Raw genomic sequence first — 22,267 nt, 5'->3', positions numbered from 1 at the left:
ACGTTTCCTGTCGTCGCGGATTTTAGCCGTTCGGCGTCTCCGGCAGGAGTTGCGCGCGCTGGCGCGGCACGCCGAGGCCCGTGTCGGGCGGCTCGCCGGCCGCCGGCCGGTCCTCGATCATATGCATCGTGCGCCAGTGGCCGAAGCGGTAATAGGCGGCGGCGAGCGCCAGCGAGGCGATCGAACCTGCCGGAAAGCTCCACCACAGCGCCTCCTGGCCGATGACGCTGCGCATGGAATAGGCAAAGCCGGTGCGAATGATCAACACCGAGATGATCAGGATGATCAGCGGCGGCATGACAGCGCCGGTGGCGCGCACCGTGGCGAACAGCACGATCGTGACGCCGAACAGGATGAACGACCAGGACGCCACCTTGTTGATGTGGGCGGCGATGTCGATCGCGGCGCTGTCGGTGCTGAGAAAGAGGCTGAGCACTGCGCGGTCGAAGACGAAAAGCAGCGCCACCAGCGCGCCGGTCAGCACCAGGTTAAAGCCGACGCCCGACGCCGCGACCCTGCCGATGCGGTCCCAGCGCCCGGCGCCGACATTCTGCGCCGCCATCGAGGAGACGGCGGCGCCGATCGCCAGAGCCGGCATCTGGATGTAGGTCCAGAGCTGCGCGGCGATGCCGTAGGCGGCGGCGACCTGGGAGCCGTAGGAATTGACGATGCCCATCACGGTGAGCGCGGCGGCCGAGATGACGATCATCTGCAGCCCCATCGGAATGCCCTTGAAAACGACGATGCGCAGCAATTTCGGGTCGGGCCGCAGCAGCGAGAGATCGCTGCCCGCCAGCCGCAGCGGGTGTTTGCGCACATAAAGCACGATCAGGATGGCGATCACGCTCACCGTCTGGCCTATGAGCGTCGACGTTGCCGAACCGGCAATGCCGAGCTCGGGGAAGGGGCCGATGCCGCGGATCAGCAGCGGATTGAGCACGACGTCGAGCACGACCGCCAGCGCCATGAAGACGAACGGGGTTCGCGAGTCGCCGGCGCCGCGCAGCACGGTCATGACGAAGGATAAAAGGTTCATCATCGGCACGGCGACGAAGATGATGCGCAAATAGGCGCGCGCCAAAGGCAAGGCATCGGCCGGCGTGCCGAGCCCGGTCAGGATGGCGTCGACCCAGATCCAGCCACAGACGGCGAATACGACCGAGACGAGGAAGAAGAAGGTGGCGCTGGTGCCGACGATGCGCTTCGCCTCGGGCAGGTCGCGGGCGCCGACCGACTGCGCCACCAGGATGGTCGCCGCCATGCCGATGCCGAAGACGGTGCCGAGGATGAGGAACAGCACCAGATTGGCGTTGGAGGTCGCCGTCAGCGCCGCCTCGCCGAGGAAGCGGCCGACCCAGACCGCGTTGATCGAGCCGTTGAGCGACTGCAGCACGTTGGAGCCCAGCACCGGCAGGGCGAACAAAAGCAGCGTGCGCGGAATTGGGCCGCTGGTCAGGTCGCCGGTCCGCTGGCGGGCGGGCTGTTTGTCATCCATGTTGTTATCCATGGTGGTGGGGCCGAAACTGAATCAGGCCCGCGATGCTATCGCAGGCCTGATGCTCATGCATCCCTTCAGAAAAGGGTCGGCTGCCGCGGCAGCCGACCGCATCCCATTACTGAGTGGTGTTTCCAGAAAGGCCGGGCAGGGTGACCTGATAGACCAGGAAGGTGGTGTCGACATCTGCGCCGTCCTCGGCCTTGTACGCAGCGCCGACCTGGAAGCCGTCCTGGGTGAGGAAGTCGTTGTCGTTGGCGACGAACAGGAAATAGTCGTCGGGCAGCTTCGGATCGAGCACCGGCGCCAGCGACATAGCCTCCCACTTCTCCGAGAGGTTGTCCTTGTCGTTCGGCGCGCCATTGTGCAGGCCGAAACGGCCGAGCTCGCCCTTGTCGTTGATGTCGATGAACGGCGTCAGCTTGGCCGGCGTCACCGACGGGTCGAGCATGCCCTTCGGCGCGACCGGCTTGTCGGCGGCGTCGAATGGGCCGTTGGCGATATCGGTGGCGGCCGAGAGGTCGACGATCTCGATCTTGCGATAGAGCGACTCGTCGCCCTTAACGCCCTGGCCGTTGCCTGAGTCGCGCGCCAGCATCAGAAAGCTCTTGTCGGAGAGTGCGACGATCTCGCTCTGAGCGGCCACCTTGGTCTTGCCCTTGGCATCCTTGAATACCGGCAGCGGCACGACATATTCATGCGCCAGTTTGAGATGGGCGAGATCGGAAGCGTCGTAAACCAGCGCGCGGGTGTTCTGGCGGGTCGAGCCGGAATCGCCGCCGTCCTGGCGGGCCGCCGACTGCAGCACGGCAATCAGGAACCTGCCTTCCGGCGTCATCGACATGCCTTCGAGGCCCTGGTTGTTCTGGCGGCCGGTCTCGGGATCCTTCGGATCAGGTTCGGCGGCGCCCGGGCCGGGATTGTCGGAAGCGAAGTTCGGCTTGCCGTGGCGCATCGGCACCAGAGCCGCGGGCGGTTGGGTCGCCGACATCAGACCGCCTTCGGCCGAGAAGCGGTAGATGTTGGGACCATATTCGTCGGAGATGAACATCGTGCCGTCGGGCAGGCGCACGATTGCTTCGTCGTCCAGCGCCAACTTGCCGTTTTCGGCCTGCGGCAGGATCGGCATGTCGCCGGCGGCGGCGCGCACGCCGTTCAACGGATCGAGGCCGGTGGCGTCGGCGCCCTTGTCGTCGGTCAGAAGCATCGTGTCGGCGAGCGTCGCTTTGACGCCCGACTGTTCCTGTCCGGCGGCGGGCGCCGCGCCAGGAGCGGTCGGGGCCAGCTCGACCGAGATGGTGTTGAGGCGCGGGCGATAATCGGTGGTTCCGACGACATTGTAGCCGCGGTCCGGCAGCAGCCAGAGCGAACCCCTGTAGGTGGCCCCTTCACGCGTCCAGGATTTGGTATCGATCGCCATGCCGGAACCTGAACCGAAGGTCTCGCCGAACTTGTCCTTCTGGTTGGCCGGGATGCGGCCGATGCCGACGAGCCCCTTGTTGACGTAAGCGACGCCGTCGGCGAGCGCCGGGGTCAGGGAAGTGAACAAGGCGAGTGCCGCGCCGAGCGCGACGGTCCGGTTGAGATGTTTCATCGATATCCCCTTCTTGACGAGCAGAGCGGCCTGGAAGGAACGCGCATCGGCGATGCGGCGAGCCGGTTCCCGTCGAGCGGTCTAGGACGTGAACGTGATGGTTGCATGACAGTTTCCTTCTCCCCTTGTGGGAGAAGGTGGATCGGCGCGTAGCGCCGAGACGGATGAAGGGTGCTCCAGCGGAGTGAGACGCTGGTGCCATCTGGAGCACCCCTCATCCGTCGCCTTCGGCGACACCTTCTCCCACAGGGGGAGAAGGGAAAGCGCCTCCGCTCAATCGCTCTCTCTTGCGATCAGCTCCAGCGGCCAGACTTCGCGGATGATGCGTGTGCCCTCAGGGCCGGCGAATGCGGGAAGCGAAGCGAGCAGCATCTCGGCCAGCCGCCGGCCCATGGGCTCCAGCGACGGACGGAAGGCGGTAAGCGTCGGCGAGAAGTAGCGGCAGAGCGGCGTGTCGACGATGACGATCACGGCCATGTCAAGGCCCGGCTTGATACCCATCTCGGCCAGCGCCTTGCAGCCGCCGAGCGCCATCGCGTCATTGTTGAAGATGATCGCCGTCGGAGGGTTTTTGGAGCGCATTACTTGCGGCGTCACCTGGTAGCCGCCGGTCTCGTTGATGAAGCCGTCGGCGATCAGGTCGGGGTCGACCTCGATACCGTGCCGCTTCAGCGCCTTGCGGTAGCCGTCGAGGAACAGGTAGCCGAAGTTGAGATCAAGCGAAGGGCGGATAGCGGCAATGCGGCGGTGGCCGCGCGCGACCAGCCGGTCGACGGCTTCATCACCCGCCCTCTCGAAATCGATATCGAGTGAAGGATATGTGTCGCCGCCGGACTGACTTCGGCCAAGCGTGGCGAAGGGAAAGCCGGCCTTGCTGAGATAATCGATCCGATCGTCTTCCCTTCGCGTATTGGCCAACACGACCGCGTCGGCCCGGCGCGTCTCGACCACGCGGCGCAACCGCTCCTGCTGATATTGGCCCGGCTCACCCATGACGACCATCAGATCCAGGTCATGCTCGGCGAGCCGCGCCTGCAGGCCGGTCAGGAACGGGATGAAGAACGGCTCGCCATATTGCTGGTCGCCGGGATGCGGCTGCAGCATGAAGGCGATCGAACGGGTGGCGCCTTGCCTGAGACTGCGGCCTGACTGATTGGGCGAATAGTTCAGCTTCCTGGCTGCTTCGAGCACACGCTGGCGTGTGTCGGCATTGACGTCGGCACGGCCGTTCAGCGCGCGCGACACGGTGCCGATCGAGATGTTCAGGTGACGCGCGAGATCGTGGATGCTTGACGCCAAGGACGGATTCTCCCCCTGCCTTGGCTAGCACCGGCTGCCGCTCAGGCCAAGGCTTCGGGACGATTTTTGCAGGCAGCCGGTTGACATTCTACGCCATCGGGTGTGTTCTCGTAAACGTTTACGGAAAAACGTTTACGGTGACGCCGTGGACGCCGTGACGTCCGGTCTGGAGGGACCGGCGGAGGAGGAGCGCTGGATGATGAGGGTCGTCCTGGCCGGGTGCGGAGCGATGAGCAAGCACTGGCTCGATGCCGTGAAGCAGATCGACGGGCTCGCCATTGTCGGCCTCGTCGACCTCGATGCCGAGCGGGCCCAGGCGAGGGCGCGCGAATACGCGCTGTCCGATGCCGTCATCGGCACCAACCTCGACGCCGTCCTCGACCAGACCAAGCCCGATGCCGTGTTCGACGTCGTGGTTCCCGCCGCACGCCGCGCGGTCGCGCTTTCGGCCTTCGCGCACAACTGCCATCTGCTCACCGAGAAGCCGCTGGCCGACAGCCCCGAAAATGCGCGCGCCATCGTCGAGGCAGCGCGCAAGGCGAGGCGCATCCATGCAGTCGTCCAGAACCGCCGCTATGTCGCCAATGTCAGGCGCATCAGGCGCTTCCTGGACTCCGGCGTCATCGGCAAGCCGACCAGCATCCATGCGGACTTTTTCGTTGCGCCGCATTTCGGCGGTTTTCGCGAGGAGATGGCCCATGTGCTCTTGCTCGACATGGCGATCCACACGTTCGATGCCGCGCGTTACATGGTCGCCGGCGAGCCGGCCAGTGTCTATTGCCAGGAATGGGAACCCGTGAATTCCTGGTACAGGCAGGGGTCGTCGGCCAGCGCCGTCTTCGACCTCGGCGGCGGCAAGGTCTTCACCTATGCCGGCTCCTGGTGCGCCGACGGATTCCGCACGAGCTGGGAGGGAAGCTGGCGCATCGTTGCCGAGCGCGGCAGCCTCTTGTGGGACGGCCATGACGGGCTGAAGGCGGAGGTGGTTGCGTCCGGCCGCGACGGGATCATCGACAAGACCCAGCCCATCGAAGTGCCGCCGCTCGATCCCGCCGACCGTGTCGACGGCCATCTCGGCATCATCCGGGATTTCATGCACGCGATCGAGACCGGCGCCGAGCCGGAGACGCGCGGCGCCGACAACATCAAAAGCCTGGCCATGGTCTTCGGCGCCATCGAGAGCGCGGAGAGCGGGCGGCGCGTGACAATCGCCAAGGAAGCACAATGATGGCAAACCCGCTTCTCGATATCAGGATCGGCACCATGGTGCGGGCCAATCTCGAAGATCCGGCCGCCTATGTCAGGCAGATCCTGCCGCTCGGCTTCGAGAGCATCCAGCCCTTCTTCTGGCAGACGCTGGGCGGCAAGGACCTGAAGCGCCTGGCGGGCGAGATCCGCGAGGCGATCGGCGATGCCGATGTGACCGTGTCCTCGATCGGGGTGTTCGGCAACCCGCTCGAGAATGGAGAGGTCGATCGCGGTGTGCTGGCGGCCTGGGAGACGGTGATCGATAATGCGCATCTGTTCGGCGCCGAGACGGTGAGCGGCTTCACCGGCCGCATCCGCGGCAAGAAGCTGACCGACAGCCTGCCGCGCTTCCGCGAGGTGTGGGGGCCGCTGGCCAGGCGCGCCGCCGACAAGGGCGTGCGCATCGCTTTCGAGAATTGCGCGATGGACGGCAACTGGGCGAGCGGCGACTGGAACATCGCCCACAATCCCGATGCCTGGGAGCTGATGTTCAACGAATTGCCAAACGACAATCTCGGGCTGGAATGGGAGCCCTGCCATCAGCTTGTCTACCTGATCGATCCGATCCCGCAGATCCGCAAATGGGCGCCGCGCATCTTCCATGTCCATGGCAAGGACGCGACCGTGCGCTGGGACGTCATCCGAGAGCATGGCGTGTTCGGCCGACTGCCTTTCGTGCAGATGCGCACGCCAGGCTTCGGCGACAGCGACTGGACGCGGGTGATCAGCGAGTTGCGGCTGGCCGGCTACAAGGGCGCCATCGACATCGAGGGCTGGCACGATCCGGTCTATCGCGGCGACCTCGAGATCACCGGACAGGCGCGCGCGCTCGACTATCTGAAGCAATGCCGGGGAGGGAACAGCTACCTGCCCAATCCGGCTTGAGGTCAGATTCGATGTGAGGATTGGCCGGCGGGAGGAACCGGCCGACCGAGGACGCAGATCAATTCGAAACCCTCCATCGGGAGGATCTAAAAGGGAGGAACGTGCATGACGACCAGAAGGACTGTTCTGCGCTCGACCGTCGTGGCGGCTGCCACGGCGCTCTGCGCTTCGATCTCTGCCTTGCCGGCGCACGCGCTCGACGCGCAATGGTGCAAGGACGTACACATCCGCTTCTTCGTCGGTGGCGCGGAGGGCGACGCCTTCGGCACCATCGTCTATAATGGCGCCAAACAGGCGGCGGCCGATCTCGGGCCGAAGGTCGACTACATCTTCTCGCAGTGGGACGTCGAGAAGATGGTGCAGCAATTGCGCGAGGCGGTCGCGGTCAAGCCGCAGGGCATCGCCATGATGGGCCATCCGGGCGATGCCGCGATCATGCCTTTGGCCGAACAGGCGCATAAGGACGGCATCAAGATGATGTACCAGAACGTTCCGGTGCCGAAGGTGGTGGCGGCTTTCGGTGGCGGCTATGTCGGCGCGCAGCAGGAGCAGCAGGGCCGCGCGCTCGGTGTCGAGGCGTTCAAGCTCGGCAAGCTCAAGGCCGGCGACAAGGCGATCATGATCGGCCCGTTCGAGAATGAAAGCCGCGGCGCACGCGAGCGCGGCACGGTGGCGGCGCTGAAAGAAGCCGGCGTCGAGGTGATCCAGTTGTCCTCACCGCCGAGCGGCGAATGGGCGTCGGATCCCAACCTCGCCATTCCGGTGATCACCGCGGCGCTGCTCAACCACCCCGACGTCAAGGCGGTCGGCTACCCCGGCGGCCAGATGCTCGGCAATGTCGCGACCTATATGCAGGCGGCGGGCCGCAAGCCCGGCGACATCTTCAACTTCGGCTTCGACACCAGTCCGCAGATCGTCGAAGGCTTCAAGGGCGGCTGGGTGCAACTGACGGCCGACCAGCAGCCGTTCCTGCAGGGCTATCTGCCGATTCTCAGCCTCTGCCAGCAGGTGGTGCTGGGGCTGGCGCCGATGAATGTCGACACCGGCGCCGGCTTCGTCACGCCGCAGAACTACGAGATCGTCTCAGAGCTCGCCAAGCAGGCATTGCGTTGACCTCCCAAGCCGCCGGCCGGGATTATTGCCCGGCCGGCGAGATGACCGGCAGACAGACAATTCCAGCGAGGATCGCATGGGCGAACGCATCATCGAACTGCGCGACATCAAGAAATCCTATGGCCAGGTCTATGCGCTGGGCGGGGTCAACCTCAGCGTCGACCGCGGCGAGGTGGTCGGCCTTATCGGCGACAACGGCGCCGGCAAATCGACGCTGATCAAGATCCTGTCAGGCGTGGTCAAGCCGACCAGCGGCGAGATCCTGGTGCGCGACAAGCCGGTCACCGGGTGGAGCGCGGCGCGCTCGCGCGACGCCGGCATCGAGACGGTGTTCCAGGACCGCGCGCTGGCCGTGCAGCAGACGATCGTGCGCAACATCTTCATGGGTCGCGAGTTGACCAGCTTCATGGGCTGGCTGAAGGTCGACAAGGAGATCGAGGAGGCGAGCCGGCTGATGCGCGAGATCGGCTTCACCTCGAAAGTGTTCACGCCGCACTCGATCGTCGGCCAGCTTTCCGGCGGCGAACGCCAGGGCGTGGCGATCGCACGCGCCATCTACAAGCAGGCGGAACTGATCATCCTCGACGAGCCGACCACGGCCCTGTCGCTGACCGAGACCGCCAAGGTCTTCCATTTCGTGCGCCAGGTGCGGGCGAGCGGCCGCTCGATCCTGTTCATCGGGCACAACATCCACCATGTCTTCGACATCGCCGACCGCTTCGTCGTGCTCGACCGCGGCAAGGTGGCGCTCGCGGCCAACCGCAACGAGGTCAAGTCGGCAGAAGACCTCATCAACTTCATGGAAGACGTAGCACACCCCGGCGGATTGCCAGGACTGCACGAGGGCGCGGAGCAGGGAGCGCAATGAGCAAGGCCATGGAACCCGATCTGCAAACGCCTTTGGGAACGGCAAGCGGCAAGGTAGCCAAGGGACCGGCCAAGGAATGGAGCCATCCGTCCAATCATTGGCTGCGCGGCTTCGTCCTCGACAACCGCGCCTCGCTCGGCACGCTCGCCGTGTTCATCGTCATGATGGCGGTGTTCATGATCGCCAACCCCACCGTCTTCACAACCTGGTATCTCTACAGCTCCGTGCTGACGACGCTTCCCGTGGCGCTATTCGTGGTCGTGCCGCTGGTCTTCGTCGTCACCTGCGGCGAGATCGACCTGTCATTTCCGGCGACAATGGGCTTTGCCTCCTGGGTCTTCGCGCTGGTCGTGCAGGCCGGCTACGATCCGTTTATCGGCATTGCGGCGGCGCTCGTCACCGGCACGCTGCTCGGCTTCCTGGTCGGCTCGCTGGTCGTCTATGGCGGGCTGTCGTCGCTGATCGCTACGCTCGGCATGAACTTCCTGCTGCGCGGGCTGATCCAGATCATCAACGAAGGCAAGTCGACGGCGCTGACCGGCCTTGCCGACAGCTCGGCCTACAAGATCTTCTCCAGCCAGGTCTGGGGCATCCCGGTGCAGGTCTTCTGGGCGATCGCCTTCGTGGTGTTCTCGGCGCTGCTCTACAACCGGCATCGTTTCGGCGCGCAGGTGAAAGTGGTCGGGGACAATCCCGACAGCGCAAGACAGATGGGCATCGACGTCAAATGGGTTCGGGTGAAAGTGTTCGTCTTCGTCGGCATTGGCGCGGCGATCGCCGGCACCTTCTCGGTGATGATCAATTTCACCTGGTGGCCGACGGCAGGCGACGGCTATCTGCTGCCCGTGCTGGCTTCGGTGTTCGTCGGCGGCACGCCGACCTGGGGCGGCATCGGCACGGTGGTCGGCGGCGCGATCGGCGCGGTCACGGTGTCGTTCATCCAGACCGGGGTTGTCGCGGCGGGCCTCAGCGGCTTCTACGTGCAGTTCTTCAACGGGCTGATCATCATCCTGTCGCTGCTCGGTCACAAGTGGAACCAGGCACGGTATCGGTGAGGAGGGCGGTCACACCGGCGCGACAAAACCGTCCAGCACGCGTTTCTGGCCGGCCTTGTCGAAGTCGATGGTGAGCTTGTTGCCGTCGATGGCCGCGATGTTGCCGTTGCCGAATTTCTGGTGGAAGACGCGGTCGCCGACATTGAAGGCGGACGGCGTGTCGGCGACGGATTTGGCCACCAGCTCGCCCTCGATGGTGCGGCCCTTCACGCTGGTGCGGCCGGCGCCGTAGCCTGAATCAGTCTCGCCATAGCCGATACGCTCGACCTGATGGCCGGAGCGCGTGCCCCAGTTGCGGTCGGTCGCCTCGGTGCGGTTGGCCTGCGCGCGTTGCCAGCCGGGCGTGGCATAAGTGTTGGAGAAGCTGCCCTGGTCCTTGGCGCCGATATTGTCGAAGCGCGAGGCGCCGTAGGGGTTCTGCCGGCCGCCGCCGCGCCCGGAAGCGAACGAGCCGCCGCCATAGGGGTTGCCGTAGCCGCCGTAGCTGTTGCCGCTGTCGGCGATATCGACATGGGTTTCCGGCAATTCGTCGACGAAGCGCGACGGGATCGTCGATTGCCACAGGCCGTGAATCTGGCGGTTGGAGACGAACCAGATGTGCAGGTTCTTTTTCGCCCGCGTCAGGCCGACATAGGCGAGCCGGCGCTCTTCCTCGAGGCCGGAGCGTCCGCCTTCATCCAGCGCGCGCTGATGCGGGAACAGGCCTTCCTCCCAACCAGGCAGGAAGACGGTCTCAAATTCGAGGCCCTTGGCCGAATGCAGCGTCATGATCGAGACCGCATCTTGCGACTCGCCCTGCTCGGCCTCCATCACCAGCGCGACATGCTCGAGGAAGGAACGGAGCGATTCATACTCCTCCATGGAGCGGATTAGCTCCTTGAGGTTTTCCAGCCGCCCGGGCGCCTCCGCCGAACGGTCGTTCTTCCACATGTCGGTGTAGCCGCTCTCCTCCAGAATGGTCTCGGCAAGCTCGATGTGCGGGGTGGTTTCCAGCGCCTTCTGCCAGCGCTCGAAATTGGCCGCGACCTCACGCAGCGCCGCGCGCGGCTTCGGCTTCAGCTCGTCGCTTTCGGCGAGCGTTGCGGCGGCCTCCAGCATGGGGATGCGCATGGCGCGCGCCGTGTCATGGATCTGGCGGATGGTGGCTTCGCCCAACCCGCGCTTCGGCACGTTGACGATGCGCTCGAAGGCGAGGTCGTCGCCGCCATTGGCGACGACGCGGAAGAAGGCCAATGCATCGCGGATTTCCAGGCGCTCGTAGAAGCGCGGGCCGCCGATGACGCGGTAGTTCAAGCCAAGCGTGATGAAGCGGTCTTCGAAGGCGCGCATCTGGAAGGAGGCGCGCACCAGGATCGCCATGTCGTTGAGATTATGCTTCTGGCGCTGGTAGGCCTCGATGGCGTCGCCGATGGCGCGGGCCTCTTCCTCCGAGTCCCAGGCGGCGTGGACGTGAACCTTGTCGTCCTCAGGGTCGTCGCGGTCGGTAAACAGCGTCTTGCCGAAGCGGCCCTCATTGTGGGCGATGAGGTGCGAGGCCGCGCCCAGAATATGCGCGGTGGACCGGTAGTTGCGCTCCAGCCGGATGATGGTGGCGCCCGGAAAATCCTTGTCGAAGCGCAGGATGTTGTCGACCTCGGCGCCGCGCCAGCCATAGATCGACTGATCGTCGTCGCCGACGCAGCAGATGTTGACTTTGTTCTCGCTCACGGCCGCGCGCTCGCTTCGCTCGCTGGCCTCCGCGGGGGCGGCCTGGCCGGCCGACGCCCGGTCGGGCTTGCGGCCTTCGGCCGATGGGCTGCGCCCAGAATTGGGCCTCTGCGCCAGGAGCCGCAGCCACATGTATTGCGCGGTGTTGGTGTCTTGATACTCGTCGACGAGGATGTATTTGAACTTGCGGTGGTAGTCCTTCAGCACGTCCGGATAGGCGCGGAAGATGCGGATCGGGTGATAGAGCAGGTCGCCGAAGTCGCAGGAATTCAGCGTCTGCAACCGTTCCTGGTAGGCCTTGTAGAGTTGGCGGCCCTTGCCGTTGCCGAAGCTGCGCGCATCGCCTTCCGCTATTTCATCCGGGCCAAGGCCCTTGTTCTTCCAGTTGTCGATCATCTGGGCGAAGGTCTTGGCCGGCCAGCGCTTGTCGTCCAGCCCTTCGGCCTGGATCAACTGCTTGATCAGCCGCACCACGTCGTCGGTGTCGAGAATGGTGAAGTCCGATTTCAGCCCGGCGAGCTCGGCATGTCTGCGAAGCAGCTTCACGCCAATCGAGTGGAAGGTGCCGAGCCACGGCATACCCTCGATCTTCTCGCCTACGAGCAAGCCAATGCGGGTCTTCATCTCTCGCGCAGCCTTGTTTGTGAAGGTAACGGCGAGGATCTCCCAAGGGTTTGCTCTATGGGTTGAAAGGATGTGAGCGATGCGCGTGGTGAGCACCCGCGTCTTGCCGGTGCCCGCGCCGGCCAGCACCAGAACCGGGCCTTCGGTCGTCTCGACCGCGAGCCGCTGCTCCGGGTTCAGGCCCTTCAGATAATCGGGCACGCCGTTCTGGCCGCTGCGGGCGGCCATGGCGCGCGCGGCTATGCCGGATGGAGCCGCTGCCGGCCGCGCATTCGGTTCATCGAAAAAAGGCATGTCCTCGGAAAAGCCCGACATCGCCCCCGAATGTAGTGATTCGGCAGTGAAAGACCAGAACTGTCTACGTTTTGTTCTAGTTTCGCGTGTCTGCCCCCAACTTGACAGCCGGAGCGAGCGAGGGAAAGCTGCCGGCAGGGCAGGGACGGCGCGCCGTCGCCTCAGAGCGGCCGCAAAGGCGCAACAGTCGAAGGAGCACCGTCTTGGCTGTCACCATCACCTCCCTCGTCCTCTTCCTCATCGGTCTCATTCTCGGCGGCGGCGGCATCTGGCTCATCGCGCTGGGCGGCAGTTGGTATTACCTGATCGCCGGCCTGATCTTCCTGATCACCGCCTGGCTGCTTTTCAGGCGCCGGTCGACCTCGCTCTGGCTCTACGCGCTGTTCGTGCTTGCCACTTTATGCTGGGCAGTGTGGGAAATCGGCTTCGACTGGTGGCAGCTCGGCCCGCGCGGCGGCGTCATCGTGCTCATCGCCTTGTGGCTTTTGACGCCGTGGGCAAGGCGGGGGCTGCGGGGGCCGGACGGACGCGCGCCGCTGATCCTGGCCGTGCTCGCCTCGCTCGCGGTCGCCGGTTACTCGATGACCGCCGATCCCATGGATATCGGCGGCACGCTGGGCACCGAAAAGGCGGCGACGGCCGCCAATCTCGGCGGCGACATCCCGGCCGGCGAGTGGCAGTTCTACGGCCGCACGCCCTTCGGCCAGCGCTATTCGCCGCTCGACCAGATCACGCCGGACAACGTCGCCAAGCTGCAGCCGGCCTGGACCTATCGCACCGGCGACGTGAAAGGCCCCGACGATATCGGCGAGACGACCTATCAGGTGACGCCGCTGAAGATCGGCGATGCGCTGTTCATTTGCACGCCGCATAATTTCGCCATCGCTATCGATGCCGCGAGCGGCAAGGAGAAGTGGCGCTACGATCCGAAGATCAAGCTCGACCCCAACCGCCAGCACCAGACCTGCCGCGGCGTGTCCTATTATGCCGACGCCAAGATCGCCGCCGGCCAGCCTTGCGCCGCGCGCATCTATCTGCCGACCTCCGACGCCCGGCTGATCGCGCTCGATGCCGCGAACGGGCAGGTGTGTCCGTCCTTCGCCGAGGCCGGCACGCTGAACCTGATGGCCAACATGCCCTATCCGAAGTCGGGCTATTACTATTCGACATCGGCGCCACTGATCGTCGCCGGCAAGATCATCGTCGGCGGCGCGGTCAACGACAATTATTCGACCGAGGAACCGTCCGGCGTCATCCGCGCCTTCGACGCCGGCACCGGCGCGCTCCTATGGAATTGGGATTCCGGCAATCCGGACGTGACGACGCCGCTGCCCGCTGGGCAAACCTACACCCACAACTCGCCCAACATGTGGTCGACGGCGAGCGCCGACGAGAAGCTGGGACTGCTCTACGTTCCGCTCGGCAACCAGACGCCGGACCAGCTCGGCATGGGCCGCAGCGCCAATGTCGAGAAATTCTCCTCCTCGATCACCGCGCTCGATCTCAACACCGGGCAATTGCGCTGGGTCCGGCAGACCGTGCATCACGATCTGTGGGACATGGACGTGCCGGCGCAGCCGTCGCTGGTCGACATCACCACCGCGAACGGCGTCGTGCCGGCGCTGGTCGGGCCGACCAAGCAGGGCGATCTCTACGTGCTCGACCGGCGCACCGGCGAGCCGATCATTCCGGTGAAGGACGTGCCGGCGCCCGGCGGCGCGATCGAGGGCGATCATGCCTCGCCGACGCAGCCGGCCTCGGACCTGTCCTTCAATCCGAAGCCGCTGACCGGCGCCGACATGTGGGGCATCACCATGTTCGACCAGCTGGCGTGCCGGATCGAACTGAAAGAGCTGCGCTATGAGGGACGCTACACGCCGCCCTCGCTGCAGGGCTCGCTGATCTATCCCGGCAATTTCGGCGTCTTCAACTGGGGCGGCGTCGCGGTCGATCCGGTGCGGCAGGTGATGTTCGGCATGCCGACCTACCTCGCCTTCACCTCGAAGCTCATCCCGCGCGCGGACGTGCCGCCGCCGGGCGATACCAAGGGCAGCGAGCAGGGGCTGAACCGCAATGAAGGCGCGCCTTACGCGGTGGTGATGGGACCGTTCCTGTCGCCGCTCGGCATTCCCTGCCAGGCGCCGCCCTGGGGATATGTCGCCGGCGTCGACCTCAAGACGGGAAACATCGCCTACAAGCACCGCAACGGCACTGTCTACGACATGACGCCGCTGCCTTTGCCGCTCAAGGTCGGCGTTCCCGGCATCGGCGGGCCGATGATCACGGCGGGCGGCGTCGCTTTCCTAGGCGCCGCGGTGGACGACTATCTGCGCGCCTACGACCTCACCACCGGCAGGCAGCTGTGGCGGGCGAGGCTGCCGGCGGGCGGCCAGTCGACGCCGATGACCTATACGGTGGCCGACGGCCGCCAGTTCGTCGTCATCGTCGCCGGCGGCCACGGCTCGGTCGGCACCAAGCCAGGCGATTACGTGATGGCCTACACGCTGCCGAAATAGGACAAGGCGAGGCCGGCCTGCTACGAAAGCAAGAAGCCGGCCAGCAGGACGGTCAGGAGAAGCGACGCGGGCACGGCGAGAAGCCAACGAGCCTCCAGGACACTGTTCCGATAGTCTTCCATTTTCTTGCTCCAATCTTTTAAGACGGCTCCAGCGCGCAACCCGCCAGCGCTGGAGCCTCTGCTTTGTGCTCAACCGCTGTAGCGGGAGCTTCCGGCAGTGGGTCAACGGAGGGTCGGTTGGTTCGTTCCTGGCGCAAGTCCCCAGTCGGGCTATCGGTTCCGACTGAAGTCGCACATCACAAGCATTGGTCCCAAGGACGAAACATATAGCCCACTATCTCATTGTGTCCCCGACTGGCGGACATGAGTCCCTTCATCGCCAGTTTATGGATGCCCGTCACCCCCAGGATGGCGGGCATCCGTTGAGGGGCGGGCAAGAGGTGGACGGTGTCGATTTCCAATGAGTTGCGGGACGTCAGCATCCGTTACGAGTGCCGTAACTGCCACTCGCCGATCCATCAAAACCGGTTCATGGTTCAAGGCGGTAAGCATCTTCAGGTACGATGACTGCAAGACCAAATTGCGCCTTGGCTACTCGGCTAAGCTGGCCCTTTCCAAAGGCACTGCCAGTCGGCGTAGGTCGGGAGCTCTCGCCGACATTTTGGACAATGGTCGCGGCGGCATCGACGTTGATGACCTGATCGCACTGTCCTTTGTCACGTCGGATGAGCGTTAAGGAAAATACGAAATGGGACCGGAGGCGTCAGCGATAATGATTTTGCTTTCGTGCAGTCCGGGGTGGGCTTGTCGGCCGCTCGAAATCGCGCCTCAAATCTACTCCGCCGATGAATGCAGAGCGGCCTTGGCGGATCGTTTGGCTAAGTCCCCTGTCGGCGAAGTTATTGGCCGATGCAGGGAGGTTGACGCCACGGTTACCGATTCGCCGCCGCCTGGATATTCCGCCCTAACAGTCACCCGAGGCACAAAAACTACGAACTATCTTGTTCCCCATAAGGTGGACTAATCGATTTCGCCGGTGGGAGGCCTTCGGTCGCCAGAAAGCGGATCAGCTTTGCCGTCGAAAGGCCGAGCCGTTCAAAACCGGTTCGGAATGCTTCAAAGCCCGAGATGACCCCGCAAGCTGGGCACCTGATCCAGCACCTGGTTGGTCAGATCAGGGCCGGCGGCAACCTCGGCCTGCTTGATCAAGGTCTCGCCGGCCTGACGGATCTGCGCCATGTCGAGGCCGGACTCCTTGAGCGCGGCGATGCCGTTGATCAGCGCGCCGGCCTTTTCGCCGAGCACGCCGCCCAGCGCGCCCTGCAGCGACGACAGAAGTCCGCCGCCCGAATTGGCCGTCGCACCGGCGGCCATCACGTCATATTTCTGGGCCAACTCACCGGCGCCGGGGATCTGGTCGAAGAAGGACGAAATGCTGGTGCCTTCAGCCTCATGCTCGAGCACGGAAAAAATGGTGCCGACAACCTTCTCGGTGGTCGGCTCGTCGATGCCGGCCTTCGAGGAAACGGTGTTGATGATATCCTGGATGTTCATGGCATTCCCCTTTTCGTCATTCGTTTCGGTAGGGCGCTCAGGCAACTTCACGTCCTAATGTGACAGCACCATCAAGCCTTTCGGAAATGACCAAAATGTGATGAATCGCGCTGGCTTGTCGGCGCGACGGCGGGTTGGCTCCACCAGGGTTCCGCCCATATGGGTCGTCACCGGGGCGTGACTGGACCATGCGATACTCGACCCTATCTTGCGGTCCACCGCCAACCGTCGAGGAAAATCATGACCAGCCCCGTTGCCAAGCCCGTCGTCACGCAGCCTGTCATCACGCAGGCGATGATCGATGCCTATGACGAGTACACGCATCTGACGCTCGACCGCCGCCGCTTCATGGAGCAGTTGACGAAGCTGGCGGGCTCGGGTGCCGCGGCGGCCGCGATCGCGCCGATGCTGGCGGCCAATTCCGCTCAAGCGGCGATCGTCGCCGAAGACGACAGCCGCGTTAAGGGCGAGGACATCACCTATCCCGGCTCAAGCGGCGAGATGAAGGGCTATCTGGTCAAGCCCGCGAACCAGTCAGGCAAGCTCGGCTGCGTCATCGTCATCCACGAGAACAGGGGGCTGAACCCGCATATCCGCGATGTCACCCGGCGCGTGGCGCTGGAGGGGTTCATCGCGTTAGCGCCGGACTTCCTGTCGCCGCTTGGCGGAACGCCCTCCGACGAGGACAAGGCGCGCGACATGTTCACCAAGCTCGACGTGGCCAGAGTCGCCGCCGACGGCGTGGCGACGATCGCCTATCTCAAGGGCCTCAAGGACGGCAACGGCAAGGTCGGGGCGGTCGGCTTCTGCTGGGGCGGCGGCGCGGTGAACCAACTCGCCGTCCATGGGCCCGACCTCAGCGCCGGTGTCGCCTATTATGGCATGCAGCCCAAGGCCGAGGACGCTCAAAAAATCAGGGCGCCGCTGCTGCTCCACTATGCCGGGTTGGACGAACGCACCAACGCCGGCATCGATGCCTACAAGAAGGCGCTCGACGCCGCCCATGTCGAATACAAGGTCTATGTCTATGAGGGTGCCAACCACGCCTTCAACAACGACACCTCGGCCGCGCGCTATGACAAGAAAGCCGCCGATCTCGCCTGGGGCCGGACGATTGCTTTCCTGAAGGAGAAGCTGGCATAGCCGAGCGGTCCAGAGCGATTCCAGGAAGAGTGACGAACGGCAACCTTTCAAAATCCCTGTGTCGGGTAACCAGGGCGTTTCACCGTTTCACGGAACGGCGCCGGGGATTGGCTGAAGCCGCCCCAACCTCGTCATTCTATGGCGGAGCAAGGAGCGAAGCGACGCGGCGCAGACCATAGAATCTATGCCGTGACTTGGAAGCGCCGCCACGGTGCGGAATTCTGCTCCGTTGCACGCCTTGGCGAAGGTAACGGCATGGATTCCAGGGTCTTCGCGACGGAGCTTCGCTCCTGCTCCGCCCTGGAATGACGATCGCGATGGGCATTTCGGCCAATCTCCAACGCATACCACTTGCCAACGCAAACAGAGCTGATCGGTCAATCTCTGTGCAGTGCCACTAGGCATTTGCTGCGGGTTTGTGGAAAGCCACCCCGGTGATCACCAGCGCAATGCCAAGGCAATCGGTGAGGCTTGGTACCTGGCGCAGCACGATGACGCCGATCAGCGTTGCGGTGAGCGGCAGGAGCGAGAGCATCAATGCGAAGCTCGCGCGCGGCAACCTCGCCATGGCGAGTTGGTCGCAGATGTAGGGGATGACCGAAGAGCAGATGCCGACGCCGATCGCGGCGCCGAGCAGCTGCGGCGACGCGAAGGCGGGCAGCGCCTCGCGAAAGCCGATGGGCAACACGATGAGGAAAGCGACCGCCATGGCGGCGCCGAGGCCGGCGATGCCGATGCCTGCTTGGGCGACGCGGTGACCGATCACGATGTAGCCGACGAAGAGGGCGCCGTTCAAAAAGGCCCAAAACAAGCCGACCGGATCGCTGGACCATTTCACGTCGATGAGAAGCAAGGTGCCGACCACGGCAACAGCGAGCGCGGCAAAGTTGCGCCGGCTGCGCATGCCGACCAGCGCGACCGCGATCGTGCCGACGAATTCGATCGCCGCAACCAGCGAGATCGGCAGCCGGTCGAGCGCCAGATAGAACGAGCAATTCATCACCGCCAGGCAGATGCCGAATGCGAGCAGCAGAAGTCGTTGAGCGCGATCGGCGCCGGCGAAAACGCGCCAGGGCCTGGTCAATGGGGCGAAGATGAGAGCGGCGGTGGCGATGCGTAGCCCGGTCATGCCGAGCACGCCGACCTGAGCGAAAAGCAGCACGGCGAAAGCCGGCCCGAGATAATGGAACACGGCGCTGACGCAGAACCAAACATGCGGCGGCAGCGCGTCGGCCGTTCTGGCAAGAGTGGCGGGGCCGGCGAGGGCGGGGTGCGCATCGGCGGCGGCCCGGTTTGCAGCTGGAATTTGCGTTTGCGTTTTCATGCGAGCATTATCGCAGGCGAAATTCGCGGATTACATGTGTAATGAATGGCTTGATTGACGGTCTGCTTTCTGATGCAAGAGGTTTGGCTTGAAAAACCTTCGAAGTGAAAATATCGATCTGGACGCGATCGATCTGAAGCTCCTGCGGTTCCTGGAAAAGGATGCGCGCATCAGCACGGCGGAACTGGCGCGCGCGGTCGGGCTTTCGGCGCCGAGCGTGGCGGAGCGCATCCGCAAGCTGCAGGATAACGGCGTGATCGAAGCCTATACGGTCAGGATCAATCCCGCCGCTCTCGGCATGAAGCTGTCGGCATGGCTCAGAATCCGGCCGGTGCCGGGACAGCTTTCCGTTGTGGCGGACATCATCCGCGAGCTGCCGGAAATCGCGCAATGCGACCGGGTAACCGGCGAGGACTGCTTCATCGCGCTCGCCCATGTCGGTTCGGTCAGCGAGCTCGAACGGGTGATCGACCGGATCATTCCCTATGCGATGACCAACACCGCTATCATCCAATCGTCACCGGTCGAGCCGCGCTCGCCGCTGGGCGGGTTCAAGCAGCCATGATTCGGCGGTTATGACTCGGCAGCTATGGCTGGTCAGGGAGGATGAGGCAGCGACGATGGATCAAGCGTGGCCGCGCTTCATGCGCGCCTGCTTCAGAATAACGCGCCAGCGGATCATGTCGAACGGGATGGGTTCGTTGTTGTTGGCGATGTGGAAGATCTCATTGTTGACGTTCTTCAGCGATCGCCAGAAATCATAGTCGGTGATGCGTGGATCGGCCGCCAACCGTTCCACTTCGACCTTGATGTCGGTTTTCATGCACTGTCCTCGCACCGCATTACGCCAGCCGCCCCCGCGCAAACCCGGTACGGCGGTTTTCGAACGCGCCAGTGAGTCGTTCAACGGACTCAACCGACTTGTTCACGTTAAAGCCTTGGTAAGGTTAACGCGGGCGTCCGAGTTTTCAAGCGCCCTTGCGCTTGATGCCGATCGAGCGGCCGGCGCGCTCCGGCATCGGTAACGCTGTATGGGCGGCGCGCATGGCCTCGACCTGGGCCATCACATCGGCGGGGAAGGGAGCGACCTTCGGTCCTTCCATGTCGACATGCAGCGACAGCGATTCGGACGTCGCCGCCAGCCAGCCGTCGACGTGGCGGATTTCCTGATAGGCACGCAGCCGCTTCTCGTCATGATCGATCAGCTGGAACGAGACGTTGACCTTGTGGTCGAGGTGCAACTCCTGCACGTAGCAGACGTGAACTTCGGCCGTGTAGATGGTGAGGCGCCGCTCCTTGGCGTAGTTCGGCCCCATGCCCATCAGCTCGAACGCCTGGTCCGAGCAGCGGTCGAACAGGACGTTATAGTAGGCCATGTTGAGATGGCCGTTATAGTCGATCCATTCCTTCTCGATCGCCATTGGGCCGGAAATGATCGGTGCGGGAATCGTCATTTTGGTTTTCCTCGATGGTCGCTGGACAGGGCGGACGGAAGGCTACAAGTGAAGTGGCCGAGCCTAATCGCTTGGCACTTTTCCTAGGATTGCTTTAGGCATCATTCATAGCTGCACTACAAGCGCGGCCGCTGGTCCATTCGCGGAGGAAATCATGGCTTTGAGCGACCTCAACCCCGTCGAACGCAATGAGGAAGGCATCGCCGCGGTACTCGGCATCCTCAAGCAGCGATTCGGCGAGCGCTTCCAGACCGGCGAGGCGATACGCGGCCAGCACGCGCACACCACCACCTATATTCCGACCCAGGCGCCGGACGGCGTCGCGTTCGTCGAGACGAGCGCGGACGTGCAGGAGATCGTGCGCGCCTGCGCCGCACACCGCGTGCCTGTCATCGCCTTCGGCGTCGGCTCCTCGCTCGAGGGCCACACCAATGCGCCGGGTGGCGGCATTTCCATCGACACGTCGCGCATGAACCGGATCCTCGCCGTCAACCCGCAGGACCTTGACTGCACGGTCGAGCCCGGCGTGACGCGCGAGGACCTCAACCGGCACCTGCGCGACACCGGTCTGTTCTTCCCGATCGATCCTGGCGCCAATGCGTCGCTGGGCGGCATGGCGGCGACCAGGGCGTCCGGCACCAACGCGGTGCGCTACGGCACAATGCGCGAAAACGTGCTGTCGCTGACCGCCGTCATGGCCGACGGCGAGACGGTGACGACAGGCAAGCGAGCAAAGAAAAGCTCGGCCGGCTACGACCTGACGCGGCTTTTGGTCGGCTCCGAAGGCACGCTCGGCGTCATCACCTCGCTGACGCTGAGGCTGCAGGGCATTCCGCAGGCGATCTCCGGCGGCGTCTGCCCGTTTCCGAGCCTCGAGGCCGCCTGCAACACGGTGATCGCGACCATCCAGATGGGCATCCCGGTGGCGCGCATCGAATTGGTGAACGCGCTGCAGATGCGGGCGATGAAGAACTATTCCAAGCTCGACTATCCGGAGAGTCCGTGCCTGTTCGTCGAGTTCCATGGCAGCGACGCGGGCGTCGCCGAGCAGGCCGAGATGTTCGGCATGATCGCCGAGGAGCAGGGTGGCGGGCCGTTCCTATGGACCAGCGTCGCGGAAGAGCGGACAAAGCTCTGGAAGGCGCGGCACGACGCCTATTGGTCGTCACTGACGCTGCGCCCCGGCGCGAAGGGGCTGTCGACGGACGTCTGCGTGCCGATCTCGCGGCTTGCCGAATGCGTCACGGAGACCGAGGCCGACATTGCCGAGATGGGGCTTGTCGCGCCGATCGTCGGCCACGCCGGCGACGGCAATTTCCATGTGCTGGTGCTGATGGATGTCGACAACCCGGCCGAGATCGCGCTCGCCGAGAAATTCGTCGCCAGGCTCAACATGCGCGCCATCGCCATGGAAGGCACCTGCACCGGCGAGCACGGCATCGGCCAGGGCAAGGTCGGCTTCCTCCGCCACGAGCTCGGCCATGGCGTCGATGTCATGCGCACGATCAAGCAGGCGCTCGATCCGCTCAACATCATGAATCCCGGCAAGATCCTGCCGGGCGCAGGACACTAGTCATGGCCGCGGCAGAAGCTTTGCTGCCGATCGACCTGCCGTCAGTATCGGCGGGCGCTCCGTTGCCGCATGTTTTCGCAGATGAACAGCGGCTGCTGGTCGCTTACATCGCCAATGGTCCCGGCCCGTCCTTCGACGTCACCAGTCCGCGTTCGGTTTCAGCAGTTGCGGAGGGGGAGGCCGTCGCAATCCTGACGGTGGACCCTTATGTCGCATTCCAATTCGGCCCGCCAAACGACGAGGCGCTCAGCGGGCATCGGCTCTACGCGCTCGGCCTGCAGCCATATTCCGCGTTCGAGGTCCTCAATTCGTCGTGGATTGCTTCTCTGGAAAAAGCGAACCGGGTTCACCCGCGCCATGTGCCGGAGCTGTTTTCCGGTCGCCGGCACTTCATTCTCACGTTCCACGATTCGACCCTGGAATTCATCGCGCGAGATTTCCGGGTAGGCCTGCGAAAGGGAGCGGTGTTGAAGGCTATGATCGAAGCGATGAACGACTGATCGACCCGCCGCGGCGCCT

The 22,267-nt window shown here is 64.2% G+C and carries 18 protein-coding genes; 10 read left to right on the top strand and 8 right to left on the bottom strand.

Going from position 1 to position 22,267, the window contains the following annotated elements:
• Positions 1–22: 22 nt before the first annotated feature.
• From LB538_RS02995 to LB538_RS02985, 3 genes are all read right to left on the bottom strand, one after another.
• Entirely contained in the window at positions 23–1,495 is a 1,473-nt protein-coding gene (locus LB538_RS02995; RefSeq protein WP_224522844.1) for an MATE family efflux transporter, read from the bottom strand.
• Positions 1,496–1,613: 118 nt separating this feature from the next.
• A complete protein-coding gene (locus LB538_RS02990; RefSeq protein ID WP_224522843.1) occupies positions 1,614–3,089 on the bottom strand; it encodes an esterase-like activity of phytase family protein in 1,476 nt (491 codons plus the stop codon).
• Positions 3,090–3,362: 273 nt separating this feature from the next.
• Positions 3,363–4,388: a LacI family DNA-binding transcriptional regulator gene (locus LB538_RS02985; RefSeq protein WP_224522842.1), complete on the bottom strand. Its 1,026-nt coding sequence runs from the start codon at positions 4,386–4,388 to the stop codon at positions 3,363–3,365.
• Positions 4,389–4,584: 196 nt separating this feature from the next.
• Here LB538_RS02985 and LB538_RS02980 point away from each other — a divergent pair, with 196 nt between their 5' ends.
• The 5 genes from LB538_RS02980 (at position 4,585) to LB538_RS02960 (ending at position 9,557) form a co-directional block, all read left to right on the top strand.
• Positions 4,585–5,616 carry a Gfo/Idh/MocA family protein gene (locus LB538_RS02980; RefSeq protein WP_224522841.1) on the top strand — a complete coding sequence of 344 codons (1,032 nt, stop codon included), beginning with the start codon at positions 4,585–4,587 and terminating at the stop codon, positions 5,614–5,616.
• Positions 5,613–6,521, top strand: a complete 909-nt coding sequence (locus LB538_RS02975) for a sugar phosphate isomerase/epimerase family protein (protein ID WP_224522840.1) — start codon at positions 5,613–5,615, stop codon at positions 6,519–6,521. The genes LB538_RS02980 and LB538_RS02975 overlap by 4 nt, the downstream gene beginning before the upstream one ends.
• A 105-nt stretch (positions 6,522–6,626) precedes the next feature.
• Positions 6,627–7,634, top strand: coding sequence for a substrate-binding domain-containing protein (locus LB538_RS02970; protein ID WP_140626838.1), 1,008 nt, complete (start codon positions 6,627–6,629; stop codon positions 7,632–7,634).
• Positions 7,635–7,710: 76 nt separating this feature from the next.
• Positions 7,711–8,502, top strand: a complete 792-nt coding sequence (locus tag LB538_RS02965; RefSeq protein WP_224522839.1) for an ATP-binding cassette domain-containing protein — start codon at positions 7,711–7,713, stop codon at positions 8,500–8,502.
• Entirely contained in the window at positions 8,499–9,557 is a 1,059-nt protein-coding gene (locus tag LB538_RS02960; protein WP_224522838.1) for an ABC transporter permease, read from the top strand. The genes LB538_RS02965 and LB538_RS02960 overlap by 4 nt, the downstream gene beginning before the upstream one ends.
• 9 nt (positions 9,558–9,566) lie before the next feature.
• Here LB538_RS02960 and LB538_RS02955 read toward each other — a convergent pair whose 3' ends face one another.
• Entirely contained in the window at positions 9,567–12,203 is a 2,637-nt protein-coding gene (locus LB538_RS02955) for an ATP-dependent helicase (protein ID WP_224522837.1), read from the bottom strand.
• Positions 12,204–12,385: 182 nt separating this feature from the next.
• Here LB538_RS02955 and LB538_RS02950 point away from each other — a divergent pair, with 182 nt between their 5' ends.
• Positions 12,386–14,698: a glucose/quinate/shikimate family membrane-bound PQQ-dependent dehydrogenase gene (locus tag LB538_RS02950; protein WP_224522836.1), complete on the top strand. Its 2,313-nt coding sequence runs from the start codon at positions 12,386–12,388 to the stop codon at positions 14,696–14,698.
• Positions 14,699–15,816: 1,118 nt separating this feature from the next.
• Here LB538_RS02950 and LB538_RS02945 read toward each other — a convergent pair.
• On the bottom strand, positions 15,817–16,254 hold the full coding sequence (locus LB538_RS02945; protein WP_224522835.1) for a hypothetical protein: 438 nt from the start codon (positions 16,252–16,254) through the stop codon (positions 15,817–15,819).
• A 240-nt stretch (positions 16,255–16,494) separates the two neighbouring features.
• Here LB538_RS02945 and LB538_RS02940 point away from each other — a divergent pair, with 240 nt between their 5' ends.
• Positions 16,495–17,397 (top strand): dienelactone hydrolase family protein, encoded by a 903-nt coding sequence (locus LB538_RS02940; protein WP_224522834.1) that lies wholly within the window; start codon positions 16,495–16,497, stop codon positions 17,395–17,397.
• 397 nt (positions 17,398–17,794) lie between these two features.
• Here the strand turns inward: LB538_RS02940 and LB538_RS02935 are convergent, their stop codons facing one another.
• Positions 17,795–18,721 carry an EamA family transporter gene (locus LB538_RS02935; protein WP_224522833.1) on the bottom strand — a complete coding sequence of 309 codons (927 nt, stop codon included), beginning with the start codon at positions 18,719–18,721 and terminating at the stop codon, positions 17,795–17,797.
• A gap of 88 nt (positions 18,722–18,809) precedes the next feature.
• Here LB538_RS02935 and LB538_RS02930 point away from each other — a divergent pair, with 88 nt between their 5' ends.
• On the top strand, positions 18,810–19,286 hold the full coding sequence (locus LB538_RS02930; protein ID WP_224522832.1) for an Lrp/AsnC family transcriptional regulator: 477 nt from the start codon (positions 18,810–18,812) through the stop codon (positions 19,284–19,286).
• A 60-nt stretch (positions 19,287–19,346) separates the two neighbouring features.
• On the opposite strand, the gene LB538_RS02925 is transcribed toward LB538_RS02930, so the two are convergent.
• Both LB538_RS02925 and LB538_RS02920 read right to left on the bottom strand, forming a co-directional pair.
• Complete coding sequence (locus tag LB538_RS02925; RefSeq protein ID WP_095770142.1) at positions 19,347–19,544, bottom strand: hypothetical protein; 198 nt, start codon at positions 19,542–19,544, stop codon at positions 19,347–19,349.
• A 145-nt stretch (positions 19,545–19,689) separates the two neighbouring features.
• Positions 19,690–20,175, bottom strand: a complete 486-nt coding sequence (locus LB538_RS02920; protein ID WP_224522831.1) for a thioesterase family protein — start codon at positions 20,173–20,175, stop codon at positions 19,690–19,692.
• Between the two features lie 154 nt (positions 20,176–20,329).
• Here LB538_RS02920 and LB538_RS02915 point away from each other — a divergent pair, with 154 nt between their 5' ends.
• Together LB538_RS02915 and LB538_RS02910 are read left to right on the top strand one after the other, a co-directional pair.
• Positions 20,330–21,748: an FAD-binding oxidoreductase gene (locus tag LB538_RS02915; RefSeq protein WP_224522830.1), complete on the top strand. Its 1,419-nt coding sequence runs from the start codon at positions 20,330–20,332 to the stop codon at positions 21,746–21,748.
• A 2-nt stretch (positions 21,749–21,750) separates the two neighbouring features.
• Positions 21,751–22,248, top strand: a complete 498-nt coding sequence (locus tag LB538_RS02910; RefSeq protein ID WP_224522829.1) for a hypothetical protein — start codon at positions 21,751–21,753, stop codon at positions 22,246–22,248.
• Positions 22,249–22,267: the final 19 nt, after the last annotated feature.

Source organism: Mesorhizobium sp. Ca11 (assembly GCF_020165275.1).
Taxonomy (GTDB): Bacteria; Pseudomonadota; Alphaproteobacteria; order Rhizobiales; family Rhizobiaceae; genus Mesorhizobium.
The sequence above is the reverse complement of the archived record's forward strand: the minus strand, read 5'-3'. Positions and strand labels throughout refer to the sequence as shown.